The 12,132-nt window shown below is 74.4% G+C and carries 13 protein-coding genes; 4 read left to right on the plus strand and 9 right to left on the minus strand.

Features of this window, described 5'->3' with window-relative positions:
- Positions 1 to 300 precede the first annotated feature (300 nt).
- Genes tyrS through argC form a run of 9 tightly spaced genes read right to left on the minus strand, consistent with a single transcriptional unit; the run spans position 301 to position 9,622 of the window.
- Positions 301 to 1,602: a tyrosine--tRNA ligase gene (gene tyrS / locus O2W53_RS23420; protein WP_269165460.1), complete on the minus strand. Its 1,302-nt coding sequence runs from the start codon at positions 1,600 to 1,602 to the stop codon at positions 301 to 303.
- Positions 1,599 to 2,273: a DNA-3-methyladenine glycosylase gene (locus tag O2W53_RS23425; RefSeq protein WP_269165461.1), complete on the minus strand. Its 675-nt coding sequence runs from the start codon at positions 2,271 to 2,273 to the stop codon at positions 1,599 to 1,601. Before O2W53_RS23425 ends, tyrS begins: the two co-directional genes overlap by 4 nt.
- Before the next feature lie 5 nt (positions 2,274 to 2,278).
- Positions 2,279 to 3,721, minus strand: a complete 1,443-nt coding sequence (argH, locus tag O2W53_RS23430; RefSeq protein ID WP_269165462.1) for an argininosuccinate lyase — start codon at positions 3,719 to 3,721, stop codon at positions 2,279 to 2,281.
- Positions 3,718 to 4,263 (minus strand): arginine repressor, encoded by a 546-nt coding sequence (locus O2W53_RS23435; RefSeq protein WP_269165463.1) that lies wholly within the window; start codon positions 4,261 to 4,263, stop codon positions 3,718 to 3,720. Before O2W53_RS23435 ends, argH begins: the two co-directional genes overlap by 4 nt.
- Positions 4,260 to 5,210: an ornithine carbamoyltransferase gene (argF, locus tag O2W53_RS23440; protein ID WP_269165464.1), complete on the minus strand. Its 951-nt coding sequence runs from the start codon at positions 5,208 to 5,210 to the stop codon at positions 4,260 to 4,262. The genes O2W53_RS23435 and argF overlap by 4 nt, the downstream gene beginning before the upstream one ends.
- Entirely contained in the window at positions 5,207 to 6,397 is a 1,191-nt protein-coding gene (locus tag O2W53_RS23445; RefSeq protein WP_269165465.1) for an acetylornithine transaminase, read from the minus strand. The genes argF and O2W53_RS23445 overlap by 4 nt, the downstream gene beginning before the upstream one ends.
- Positions 6,394 to 7,437 (minus strand): acetylglutamate kinase, encoded by a 1,044-nt coding sequence (gene argB / locus O2W53_RS23450; RefSeq protein ID WP_269165466.1) that lies wholly within the window; start codon positions 7,435 to 7,437, stop codon positions 6,394 to 6,396. Before argB ends, O2W53_RS23445 begins: the two co-directional genes overlap by 4 nt.
- Positions 7,434 to 8,585 (minus strand): bifunctional glutamate N-acetyltransferase/amino-acid acetyltransferase ArgJ, encoded by a 1,152-nt coding sequence (gene argJ, locus O2W53_RS23455; protein WP_269165467.1) that lies wholly within the window; start codon positions 8,583 to 8,585, stop codon positions 7,434 to 7,436. Before argJ ends, argB begins: the two co-directional genes overlap by 4 nt.
- Entirely contained in the window at positions 8,582 to 9,622 is a 1,041-nt protein-coding gene (gene argC, locus O2W53_RS23460) for an N-acetyl-gamma-glutamyl-phosphate reductase (protein ID WP_269165468.1), read from the minus strand. Before argC ends, argJ begins: the two co-directional genes overlap by 4 nt.
- 128 nt (positions 9,623 to 9,750) lie before the next feature.
- Between argC and O2W53_RS23465 the strand changes: the two genes are divergently transcribed.
- The 4 genes from O2W53_RS23465 to O2W53_RS23480 all read left to right on the plus strand — a co-directional run bounded on the left by O2W53_RS23465 (position 9,751) and on the right by O2W53_RS23480 (position 12,115).
- Positions 9,751 to 10,632: a diacylglycerol/lipid kinase family protein gene (locus tag O2W53_RS23465; protein ID WP_269165469.1), complete on the plus strand. Its 882-nt coding sequence runs from the start codon at positions 9,751 to 9,753 to the stop codon at positions 10,630 to 10,632.
- A gap of 133 nt (positions 10,633 to 10,765) precedes the next feature.
- Positions 10,766 to 11,224, plus strand: coding sequence for an NAD(+)--rifampin ADP-ribosyltransferase (arr, locus tag O2W53_RS23470; protein WP_269165470.1), 459 nt, complete (start codon positions 10,766 to 10,768; stop codon positions 11,222 to 11,224).
- A 57-nt stretch (positions 11,225 to 11,281) separates the two neighbouring features.
- On the plus strand, positions 11,282 to 11,686 hold the full coding sequence (locus O2W53_RS23475; RefSeq protein WP_269165471.1) for a glyoxalase superfamily protein: 405 nt from the start codon (positions 11,282 to 11,284) through the stop codon (positions 11,684 to 11,686).
- A 108-nt stretch (positions 11,687 to 11,794) separates the two neighbouring features.
- A complete protein-coding gene (locus tag O2W53_RS23480; protein WP_269165472.1) occupies positions 11,795 to 12,115 on the plus strand; it encodes an STAS domain-containing protein in 321 nt (106 codons plus the stop codon).
- Positions 12,116 to 12,132 lie beyond the last annotated feature (17 nt).

A 12,132-nucleotide genomic window follows, 5' to 3' on the forward strand; every position in this document is an offset into this window, starting at 1 on the left:
GAAGGACGCCGAATGGGGGTATTGATATATGGCACTGACTTTCGGCACGCTGTTGAGTTCTCAAGGAGCGGACGCGCGGCGAACCAGACCCTCTCAGGTCGTCGTCTCCGGCTTGTGTTGTCCTGCTCGGCGCCCGGTCCCGGCCTCGCGGTCGTTCCCGGCGCAGAGAGAAAGTTACGTGGCTCTGCTGGAGGTGTCAAACCCGGGTCGGGTGACGCGCGCCACCTGCCCGAGACATGGCCGTCACCTGGCGTTCACACGCCACGGGCGCCCGGCCCGTGCGGCCAGCGATCGCCCAGCTCAGGTGGCCGGACCGGCCCCGGGACAGTGCACGCCGGCCACCAGCCGCTTGCCCTTCCGCAGCACCAGCCACCCCCCGGTCAACCAGTCCCCGGGGGCGGGTGCGGCGTCGGCGTCGGTGACCCGGACGTTGTTGACGTAGGCGCCGCCCTCCTTGACCGTGCGCCGCGCATCGGTCAGGGACGACGCCAGCCCCGCCCGCTGGAACAGGGCAGCGACCGACAGCGCAGGGTCCTCGATCTCGACCGCGCCCGCCTCGGTCAGGGCTGCGGTCAGCGTCTGCGGGTCCAGCTCGGTGAGCTCGGCCCGGCCGAACAGGGCCCGGCCGGCGGCCTCCGCCTGAGCCAGTTCCGCTGGCCCGTGCACGAGCCGGGTGAGCTCCTCGGCCAGCGCGCGTTGCGGTGCCCGGGACGCCGGACGCTCCGCGGACTCCGCGATCAGCGCCGCCACCTCCTCGGCCGGGCGCTCGGAGAACAGCGGCAGCCAGGCCCGGGCATCGACGTCGTCGATGTTGAGCCAGTACTGGAAGAACGCGTACGGGCTGGTGTGCTCCGGGTCCAGCCAGATGGTGGCGCCCTCGGTCTTGCCGATCTTCTTCCCGTCGGCCGTGGTGATCAGCGGGGTGGCCAGGGCGTGCGCCGACGCCCCCTCGGTCCGCCGCACCAGGTCCGTGCCGGCGGTGATGTTCCCCCACTGGTCGGAGCCACCGCTCTGCAGCGTGCAGCCGTGCCGCCGGAACAGCTCACGGAAGTCGTTGGCCTGCAGGATCTGGTAGCTGAACTCGGTGTAGCTGATCCCCGCGTCGGAGTTCAGCCGAGCCGAGACGGCCTCCTTGGCCAGCATGCGGTTGACCCGGAAGTGCTTGCCGAGGTCGCGCAGGAAGTCGATCGCCGACAGCGGCGACGTCCACTCCAGGTTGTCGACGTAGATCGGCTCCCGCAGCCCCTGTTCGGCTGCCGGCAGGTCGAGGAAGGGCGCCACCCGGCGGCGGATCCCGTCCACCCAGGTGGCCACCTGGGTGGGGTCGTTCAGCTGGCGTTCCGACGACGGCCGGGGGTCACCGATCAGCCCGGTGGCGCCACCGACCAGGACGATCGGCTGGTGCCCGGCCCGCTGCAGGGCCCGCAGCACCATGAACTGGATCAGGTGACCGACGTGCAGGCTCGCCGCGGTGGGGTCGAAGCCGCAGTAGTACGTGACCGGCCCCTCCGCGAGATGGGCGCGCAGCGCCTCCTCGTCGGTGCTCTGGGCGATCAGCCCGCGGCGGTGCAGCTCGTCGATCACAGAAGGTGCTGAGGTCACGGTCGCCCATCTTGCCTGGCAGCCCGGCGCCGCGGCTTCCCGCCCGCCCGGAAGACGCTCACCGACGGGGCCTCGGTCTCCCAGAAGCGCCAGGGGAGCTCGGCGGCCACGCTGATCCCGACCCGCGGGCCGGCCGAGACACCGGCGGGCGCTCCCCCGGCGTGCAGACGCACGGGTGAGGCGGGGTCGAGCAGGTCGGTCCCCCGGTCGTCGGGGCCGATGGCCAGCGCCTGGGTGAGCCGGGCCGGGCCGCGGGCCAGGTCCCGCGCGACCCGTGCGGCCGGCCTACGGGAGTGGGCCAGCGACTCCCCCACCACCACCTCACCGGCGCGCATCAGGACCGCTGAGCCGCGACCGGCGGGGCCGACGACGACGTTGGCGCACCAGTGCACCCCGTAGCTGAAGTAGACGTACAACCGGCCGGGCGGGCCGAACATGATCTCCGCCCGCGGGGTCGGGCCCCGGTGGGCGTGCGAGGCCGGGTCCTCCCCCTGCCCGGAGTACGCCTCCACCTCGGTGAGCCGCAGCCCGACCCGCCCGTCGGGCCGATCGGTCACCACCCAGCACCCCAGCAGCGACCGGGCGACCTCGTCGACCGGCCCGAGCAGGTCCTCCTCGGTGAGGAGCGGACCCGGCCCGGGCCGGTCGGACGGCGGGAGGTCGGCGACCACGCGGGCTAGAGGGCCCCGGCCACCGGTGACCACGACGCCCACTCGGTGTGCTCACGGGCGAGCTCGGAGAGCGACCGGAGCTGTTCGGCGACCCGCTCCGGCGCCGTCCCGCCGCGGGCCTGCCGGGCCGCCAGGGCACCGGGGACGGTCAGCACCGACCGCACCTCCGGGGTGAGCCGTTCGTCGATGCCGGCGAGCTGGTCGTCGTCCAGCTCGTCGAGCTCGAGGCCGGCCTCCTCGCAGAAGGCGACCATCGAGCCGCTGATCTCGTGCGCGGACCGGAACGGGACGCCGTTGGACACCAGCCACTCGGCGACGTCGGTGGCCAGCGCGAACCCCTGGGGGGCGGCGGCCTCGATCACCTCCGGGCGGAGGGTCAGGGTGGCCACCATCCCGGTGACCGCGGGCAGCAGCAGGAGCAGCTGCTCGACGGAGTCGAAGACCGGCTCCTTGTCCTCCTGCAGGTCACGGTCGTAGGCCAGCGGGAGGCCCTTGAGCATGGTCAGCAGCCCGGTCAGGTTGCCGACGAACCGGCCGGCCTTGCCCCGGGCCAGCTCGGCGATGTCCGGGTTCTTCTTCTGCGGCATGATCGACGACCCGGTCGCCCAGGCGTCGTCCAGCCGGGCCCAGCCGAACTCGGTCGACGTCCAGAGCACGACCTCCTCCCCCAGCCGGGACAGGTGCACGCCGAGCAGGGCCGCGACGAAGCAGAACTCCGCGGCGAAGTCGCGGTCGCTGACCGCGTCGATGCTGTTGTCGGCGGCCCGGTCGAAGCCGAGCTCCGCGGCGACGGCGTCGGGGTCCAGCGCCAGCGAGGAACCGGCCAGCGCGCCGGAGCCCAGCGGGCTGACCGCTGCCCGCCGGTCCCAGTCCAGCAGCCGGTCGACGTCGCGGGCCAGCGAGTGGGCGTGCGCGAGCAGCTGGTGGGCGATGAGCACCGGCTGGGCGTGCTGCAGGTGGGTCATCCCCGGGGCGGCGACGTCGCGGTAGCGCAGGGCCAGCCCGACCAGCGCCTTCTCCAGCGCGGCGAGCTCGCCGACCAGCCGGCGCACGTTGTGCCGCAGGTACAGCCGGAGGTCGGTGGCGACCTGGTCGTTGCGGCTGCGGCCGGCGCGGAGCTTGCCGCCCAGCGGGCCGAGCTTCTCCAGCAGGCCCCGCTCGAGCGCCTCGTGCACGTCCTCGTCGGCCTCGATCGGGGCGAACGTGCCGTCGCCGACCTCGGCGGACAGCTCGGTGAGCGCGCCGATCATCCTGGCCAGCTCGTCGACGGTCAGCAGCCCGGCCCGCTCCAGCACCCGGGCGTGCGCCCGTGAGCTGGCCAGGTCGTACGGCGCCAGCCGCCAGTCGACGTCGGTGGACTTCGACAGCGCCGCCATCGCCGGTGACGGGCCGCCGCCGAAACGGCCGCCCCACAGTCGGGTCTGGCTGCCGGCGTTGCCCTCGGTCACTCTGCGCTCTCTTCCACGTCGGCCTGCAGGTCGGTGTCGTCCCCGTGCGCCGGCCGGGCGCGCTCGGCGAGCGCGCGCAGCCGGGCGGCGAGCGCGGGGCCCCCATGGGGGTCGCGCGAGACGACCATCAAAGTGTCGTCCCCGGCGATGGTGCCCAGCACGTCGGGCAGCCCCACCTTGTCCAGCCCGGAGGCGAGGAACTGGGCGGCGCCCGGCGGCGTGCGGACGACGGCGAGGTTCGCGCTGCCCTCGGCGCTGGTGAGCAGGTCGGCCAGCAGCCGGGTCAGCCGGGCCGGTGCCGACTGCGCCGGGCGCAGCGGGGCGTTCTCCGGCGGCAGCACGTAGGAGGCCGGCGCCCCGTCGGACCCGCGCAGCTTGACCGCGCCGAGCTCCTCGAGGTCGCGGGAGAGCGTCGCCTGGGTGACGTCGACCCCGGACTCGGCCAGCAGGCGAGCCAGCTGGGTCTGTGAGGTGACCGGGCCGGCGGTGATCAGCTCGGCGATCCGGGCGTGCCGGGCGGAGCGGGTCAGCGCGGTGGTCACCCCGACCGCTCCAGCAACCACAGCAGCAGGGCCTTCTGCGCGTGCAGCCGGTTCTCCGCCTCGTCCCACACGGCGCTCTGCGGCCCGTCGATGACCGAGGCGGCGATCTCCTTGCCGCGGTAGGCCGGCAGGCAGTGCAGGACGACGGCGTCGTCGGCGGCCCGGGTCAGCGCCTGCTCGTCGACGGCGTACGGCACGAACGGGCCGGTCCGGGCGGCGTGCTCGGACTCCTGGCCCATCGACACCCAGGCGTCCGTGGCCAGCACGTCGGCGCCGTCGGCGGCGGCGGCCGGGTCGGCGGTCCACTGCACGGACCCACCGGTCTCCTTCGCGATCTGCCCCGCCCGGGTCAGCACGGCCGGGTCGGGCTGGAAGGCCTCCGGCGAGCCGATCCGCACGTGCATGCCGGCCAGGGCGCCGCCCAGCAGGTAGGAGTGGGCCATGTTGTTGGCGCCGTCGCCCAGGTAGCTGAGGGTCAGCCCGGCCAGCTGCGTGCGCCGTTCGAGCACCGTCTGCAGGTCGGCGAGCACCTGGCACGGGTGGAACGTGTCGGTCAGCGCGTTGACCACCGGGACGCGGCTGACCGATGCCATCGCGTCCATCCGCTCCTGGCCCGAGGTCCGCCAGACGATCGCGGCGACCTGCCGGTCGAGCACCCGGGTGGTGTCCTCCACCGACTCCCCGCGGCCGAGCTGGCTGGCCGCGCCGTCGATGACCAGCGGCTGCCCGCCGAGCTCGGTGACGCCGACGGCGAAGGAGAGCCGGGTGCGGGTGGAGGGCTTGTCGAACAGCACCGCGACGGTGCGCTGGGTGCCGTTGTCCGCGCGCAGCGGGGTCGGCGCGGCGGCGGTGTGCCGGCCGGCCTTGAGCTGCGCGGCCAGCGCGAGGACCTCCGCCTGCTCCGCTGTGGTGAGGTCGTCGTCCCGGGTGAGGTGCCGGACCGTCACTGGTCCGCGTCCCGCAGGGCGGCGTCCAGTGCGGCGGGGAGGGCGGCGACGAACGCGTCGAGCTGGGCGTCGGTGACGACCAGCGGCGGCGCCAGCCGGACGACGTCGGCGGCCACCCCGTTCACGAGGAACCCGGCCGCCCGCAGGTGGGTCTCGACCGCGGCGGCGACCGGCGCGGTGAGGACGACGCCGAGCAGCGCGCCCCGGCCCCGGACGCCGCTGATCCCCTCGTGGCCCAGCGCGTCGACGCCGGCGGCGACCCGGTGCTCGATCTCCTTGGCGCGCTCCAGCAGCCCCTCGTCCCGGATGGTGTCCAGCACCGCCAGTGCGGCGGCCGCGACGATCGGGTTGCCGCCGAACGTGGAGCCGTGCGAACCCGCGGTCATCAGGTCCGCGGCTGCGCCGAAGGCCAGGGTGGCGCCCAGCGGCAGGCCGCCGCCGAGGGCCTTGGCCAGGGTGACGACGTCGGGCTGCAGGCCGTCGGACTGGTGGGCGAACCACTGCCCGGTGCGCCCGCTGCCGGTCTGCACCTCGTCGACGGCGAAGAGGGCACCCGCGGCGCGGGCGGTCTCCGCGGCCGCGGCGAGGTAGCCGGGCGGGGCCGGCAGCACGCCGCCCTCCCCCAGCATCGGCTCCAGCAGCACCATCGCGGTCTGCTCGCCCACGGTGGCCGACAGCGCGTCGGCGTCCCCGTACGGGACGTGCTGCACGCCGCCGGGCAGCGGGGCGAAGGCGGCGGCCTTGGCCGGCTGCCCGGTGAGCGCGAGGGAGCCCATGGTGCGGCCGTGGAAGGAGCCGATCGCGGTGACCACCTCGGGCCGCCCGGTCAGCCGGCTGAGCTTGAACGCGGCCTCGTTGGCCTCCGCCCCGGAGTTGCAGAAGAAGACCCGTCCCGGCCGGCCGGCGAGCTCCAGCAGCCGCTCGGCCAGCAGCACCCCCGGCTCGTGCATGGCCAGGTTGGACACGTGTCCGAGCAGCTGCGCCTGGGCGGTGATCGCGTGCACGACCGCCGGGTGGGCGTGGCCGAGGATCGTGGTGGCGATCCCGCCGAGCAGGTCGGTGTACTCCCGGCCGTCGACGTCCCAGACGGTGGCACCCGCGCCGCGGGCCAGCGCCACCGGCGGGGTCTTGTAATTGCCCATCATCACGGCCGACCAGCGGGTGGCCAGCTCCTCGGTGTGCGTCATGGTGCGGTCACTCCCTCCGGTGTCGGTGCTGTGGTGTCGGTGCCGGCCGGGACGACCATCGTCCCGGTGCCCTCGGTGGTGAAGGTCTCCAGCAGCAGGGCGTGCGGGAGGCGCCCGTCGATGACGGTGGCCCGGCGGACGCCGCCCTCGACCGCCCGCAGGCAGGCGGCCATCTTCGGGATCATCCCGGCGTCCAGGGTCGGGAGGATCTCGGCCAGCTCGGTCGCGTCGATCTTCTGGACCAGCGAGTCGCGGTCGGGCCAGTTGGCGTAGAGCCCCTCGACGTCGGTGAGCACGACCAGCTTCACCGCGCCCAGGGCGACCGCGAGCGCCGCGGCGGCGGTGTCGGCGTTGACGTTGTGCACCTGGCCGTGCGCGTCCGGTGCGACGGTGGCGACGACCGGGATGTGCCCGGCCTCGAGCAGCGCGTGGACCGGGGCGGGGTCGACCGCGACGACGTCACCGACCAGGCCGACGTCCACCGGCTCGCCGGCGATGATCGCGTGCGTGCGCTCGGCGGTGAACAGGCCGCCGTCCTCACCGGACAGCCCCACGGCCAGCGGGCCGTAGGAGTTGATCAGGCCGACCACCTCGGGGCCCACCTGACCGGTCAGCACCATCCGGACGACGTCGATCGTCTCCTCGGTGGTGACCCGCAGCCCGCCGCGGAACTCGCTCTCGATGCCCAGCCGGCTGAGCATGCCGTTGATCTGCGGGCCGCCGCCGTGCACGACGACCGGCAGGATCCCGCAGGTCCGCAGGAACACCATGTCCTCGGCGAAGGCGCGTCGGCACTGCTCGTCGACCATGGCGTGCCCGCCGTACTTCACCACCACGATCCGGCCGTGGAACTCCCGCAGCCAGGGGAGCGCACCGGTGAGGACGGCGACCTTGCGCGCGTCGCCCTCGGGGTCGTGCGTGCGCATGACGCGGGGGGTGCCCACCGAACGCCGGGCCGGCGGGGTGGCGAGATCGGGGGCGACGTCGGGCGGGGTGGGGTCCTGCGCCGGGCTGTCGCTGCTGGTCGGGTCAGTGGTCATGTCGAGTAGGCCGAGTTCTCGTGGACGTAGGCGAGGGACAGGTCGTTCGTCCAGATCGTGGCCTGCTCGCTGCCGGCCCGCAGGTCGACGTCGATCGTGATGGCCCGGCCGGACAGGTCGACACCCTCGCGCGGGTCGCCGATCGCGCCGGCGCGGCAGACCGTGACGCCGTTGATGGTCACGTCCACTTGGTCGGGCTCGAACGCCGCGTCGGTGGTGCCGATCGCGGCCAGCACCCGGCCCCAGTTGGGGTCGTTGCCGAACAGCGCGGTCTTGAGCAGGTTGTTCCGGGCGCAGGCCCGGCCGGCGGTGACCGCGTCGGCAACGCTGGCCGCGTTGCGGACGGTGATCGCGATGTCCTTGGTCGAGCCCTCGGCGTCGGCGAGGAGCTGCATCGCCAGGTCGGTGGCGGCCGCGGTGAGGGCGGCGGTGAACTCCTCCGCGCTGGGCGTGACCCCGCTGGCGCCGTTGGCCAGCACGATCACCGTGTCGTTGGTGGACAGGCAGCCGTCGGAGTCCACCCGCTCGACGCTGACGCTGGTCGCCGCCCGCAGCGCCGGCTGGAGCACCTCGGCCGGCACGACGGCGTCGGTGGTGAGGACGACGAGCATCGTGGCCAGCGAGGGGGCCAGCATGCCCGCGCCCTTCGCCATCCCGCCGATGGTCCAGCCGTCCCCGGTCTGCACCGTCGTCTTCGGCACCGAGTCGGTGGTCATGATCGCCCGGGCGGCGTCCGGGCCGCCGTCGGCGGACAGCCCCGCGACCGCGGCGCCGACCCCGGCGAGGAGCGTGTCCATCGGCAGCCGCACGCCGATCAGGCCGGTGGAGGCCACCGCGATGTCGACGGCACCGAGCCCGAGTTCGGCCGCGACGTGCTCGGCGGTGGTGTGGGTGTCGCCGAAGCCCTCGGGCCCCGTGCAGGCGTTGGCGCCGCCGGAGTTGAGCACGACCGCGCGCAGCCGGTGGTCGACGAGCGCCTGCCGGCTCCACAGCACGGGGGCTGCCGGGAACCGGTTGGTGGTGAAGACGGCGGCCGCAGCGTCGTCCGGCCCGTCGTTGACGACCAGTGCGACGTCCGGCGCACCGCTGGACTTCAGGCCGGCGGCGACGCCGGCCGCGCGGAACCCCTGAGGGGCAGTGACGCTCACGGTGCGACTCCGACGGTCGGGAGACCCGTGGTCTCGGGGAGGCCAAGGGCCAGGTTGGCGCACTGGAGGGCGGCGCCGGCCGTGCCCTTGGTGAGGTTGTCGACGGCGGCCACCACGACCAGCCGGCCGGCGTCCGGGTCGATCGCCACCTGCAGCTGCACGGTGTTCGCACCGAGCACCGCGGCGGTGGTGGGCCACTGGCCCTCGGGCAGCAGGTGCACGAACGGCTCGTCGCCGTAGGCCTCCTGGTACGCGGCCCGGGCCCGGGCGGCGTCCACGCCGTCGGCCAGCGGGGCCGAGCAGGTGGCCAGGATGCCCCGGCTCATCGGCACCAGGGTCGGGGTGAAGCTGATCCGGACCGGCTTCCCGGCGGCCTGCGCCAGGTTCTGCACCATCTCCGGGGTGTGCCGGTGGACCCCGCCCACGCCGTAGGCGCTGGCCGAGCCCATCACCTCGCTGCCGAGCAGGTGGGTCTTGGCGCTCTTGCCCGCTCCGGAGGTGCCGCTCACCGCCACCACCACGACGTCCGGCGTCACGAGCCCGGCGGCCAGCGCCGGGGCCATCGCCAGGGTGACCGAGGTCGGGTAGCAGCCCGGGACGGCGATCCGCCGGGCACCGGTCAGCTGCTCCCGCTGGCCGGGGAGCTCGGGCAGCCCGTAGGGCCAGTGGCCGGCGTGCTCGCCGCCGTACCAGCGGGCCCAGGCGGCCGGGTCGTTGAGCCGGTGGTCGGCGCCGCAGTCGATGACCAACGTGTCGGCGGGCAGCTGGGCCGCGATCGCCGCGGACTCCCCGTGCGGGAGTGCCAGCACGACGACGTCGTAGCCGGCCAGCGAGGCCGCGTCACTGCCCTGGACCTCGAGGTCGGCGTAGGGCAGCAGGTGCGGCTGCAGCTCACCCAGGCGTCGGCCGGCGCTCGAGTTGGCATGCACCCCGGTCAGCCGGAGGTTCGGGTGCCCGGCCAGCAGCCGGCACACCTCACCCCCGGCGTACCCGGTGGCGCCGGTGACCCCGACCGTCCACGTCTGTTCGCTGTTCACGATGCATGACCATACCTGGCCGTGCATGACTGTGCAGTCTGAGGTGGGCCAGTGCGTGCCGGACCGCGTTCCCGGGCAGGGAGCGAACGGGCAGCCGAGCCCGTCCATCGCCGAGGAGGCCCGCACCTGTGAGCGTGTTCGACCGGATCGTCGTCATCTTCAACCCGCACAGCACCGGCGAGGCACCGGAGTCGGCCGAGGAACTGCGTGCCGAGCTGGCCGAGCGGCTCCCCGCCGTCCCCGTGGAGCTCTGCCCGACCCAGCGCGCCGGCCACGCCCGCGAGCTGGCCCGCGAGGCCGCTGCCACGGGGCGGCCGCTGCTGGTCTCGGTCAGCGGGGACGGCGGTTACAACGAGGTCGTCGACGGCGTCATGCAGGCCGGCAACCCGGACGCCGTCTGCGCGGTGCGGGCGGCCGGCAACGCCAACGACCATCGGCGGACGACGCGCGAGCACCACCTGGCCGACGCGATCGTGGCCGGCGACGTCCGGCGGATCGACCTGCTGCGGCTCACGCTCGGCAGCGGCAGCGACGCCCAGGTGCGGTACGCCCACTCCTACATCGGGGCCGGGCTCACCCCCGTGATCGCGGTCGACATCGAGAAGGGCGGCAAGGGCTCGTGGCGGGAGGCGCTCTCGGTGCTCCGCGGCTTCACCCGCTTCCGGCCCTTCCCGATCCGCCAGGAGGACGGCGAGGAGCGCACCATCGACAGCCTGCTCTTCGCCAACATCGCCCAGATGGCGAAGGTGGCCACGCTGAGCGAGGGCGCCCGCCCCGACGACGGCCGGTTCGAGGTGATCGCCCAGCGACGGACTGGGAAGCTCCGGGTCCTCAGCACCGCGCTGCGCGCCGCGACCCGGGGGCTCGGCCGGCAGCCGAGCGCGACCCACTACGCCTTCACCACCCTGGTCCCCATGCCGCTGCAGCTGGACGGCGAGCTGGTGGAGCTCGAGCCCGACACGCTGGTCACCGTGGACATCGCGCCACGGGCGCTGGCCACCGTGTTCTGACGCGCGGGGACCCGCGGGGGTCCCAGGTGGCGAGGAGGTCACGCCGCCCGCAGGCCGGCCGGTCCGCGACAGGCTGGTCCGGCTGACACCGCAGCGCAGCAGCCGACCGAGACGACCCCGAGGAGATCCGGCCATGGACGAGAGCAGCCTCCCCGTCCCCGCGACCTACGACAGCTGCGGGCACGTCCAGGGCCCCTTCTTCCACGGGACCAGGACAGCCCTGGTGGCCGGTGTCGAGCTGGTCCCCGGCCACGGCTCGAACTTCCAGGAGGGCCGGGTGTCCAACCACGTCTACTTCACCGCGCTCGTGGACACCGCCGCCTGGGGCGCGGAGCTGGCGGCTGCACTCGCCGGTGGCGGGGAGCCGGGACGCATCTACGTCGTGGAGCCCCTGGGCCCGTTCGAGGACGACCCGAACGTGACCGACAAGCGGTTCCCGGGCAACCCCACCCGGTCCTACCGGACCCGCCACCCGCTGCGCGTCGTCAGCGAGCTGGACAGCTGGCAGGGACACGACCCGGAGGCGCTCCAGGGGATGCTGGACCACCTGGCACTGCTGCGGGCGGAGGGCCGGGACGTCATCGAGGACTGACCGGCTGTGCGCGGCCGTCCACCGATGAGTTGGGCCGTCGCCACCGGTCTGACCGGCATGACGCAGACCCAGGACCAGACAACCACCCTGACCCAGCTCGCCGTCACCATGTTCTCCGTCAGCGACCAGGACGCCGCCCGGGCCTTCTACACCGAGGTGCTCGGCTTCGAGGTGCGCGGCGACGAGCGCTTCGGTGCGGACGGCGCGGACCGCTGGCTGGAGGTCGCCCCGCCCGGCTCCTCCGCCCGGCTGGCGCTGAACCCGCCGATGGGCGGCTCACCCGGCGGCGGCTCGGTCGGGGTCGAGTCGACCGACGTGCTCGCCGAGCACCGTCGGCTCGCCGCCCGCGGGGACGTCGACCTCGACCCGGCCCCGACCCAGGTGCCCGGCGCGCCGCTGCTGTTCGCGGTCCGCGACCCCGACGGCAACACGATCTGGGTCGTCGAGGAACCGGCCTCCTGACGGTCGCCGCACAGCCGGTCCTCGGACTGCTGAGGGCGTTCTGTCAGCAGGGCGGTGCAGAGTCCCCCGTGCCCGGCGAACGACGCCGGGCAGGGGAGGAACACCGCCATGCACGAGGTCCAGCAGCAGCCGTCCGGCGGGATCGACCTGGTCGAGGAGGACGGCGTGACCGTGCTCCGGTTGTGCGGGGAGGTCGACAGCCTGGTGGTCGAGGCCTGGGACGCCGGCGGGCCGCGTACCCCCGGGGCGGGCGCCGTCGACCTCTCGGCGGCCACCTTCCTGGACGGCCGGGCGTTGCGGCTGCTGGTGCGGGAGACCGAGCATGCCCGCCGGGCAGGCGAGCTGCCCGAGCTCCGCCGGCCCTCGCCCTTGGTCCGCCGGATGCTCGAGGTCACCGGCGCCGCCGTGCTCTTCGCCGCGGTCTGCTGACCGCGGCGGCCACCGCA

Origin of the sequence: Modestobacter sp. VKM Ac-2978 (assembly GCF_026968025.1) — a bacterium.
Taxonomy (GTDB): domain Bacteria; phylum Actinomycetota; class Actinomycetes; order Mycobacteriales; family Geodermatophilaceae; genus Modestobacter.

Coding starts and splice junctions, on each gene's coding strand:
- O2W53_RS23480 (WP_269165472.1), top strand. CDS start 11,795: ATGCACGAGGTCCAGCAGCAGCCGTCCGGCGGGATCGACCTGGTCGAG.
- arr (WP_269165470.1), top strand. CDS start 10,766: ATGGACGAGAGCAGCCTCCCCGTCCCCGCGACCTACGACAGCTGCGGG.
- O2W53_RS23445 (WP_269165465.1), bottom strand. CDS start 6,397: ATGACGCACACCGAGGAGCTGGCCACCCGCTGGTCGGCCGTGATGATG.
- argB (WP_269165466.1), bottom strand. CDS start 7,437: ATGACCACTGACCCGACCAGCAGCGACAGCCCGGCGCAGGACCCCACC.
- O2W53_RS23475 (WP_269165471.1), top strand. CDS start 11,282: ATGACGCAGACCCAGGACCAGACAACCACCCTGACCCAGCTCGCCGTC.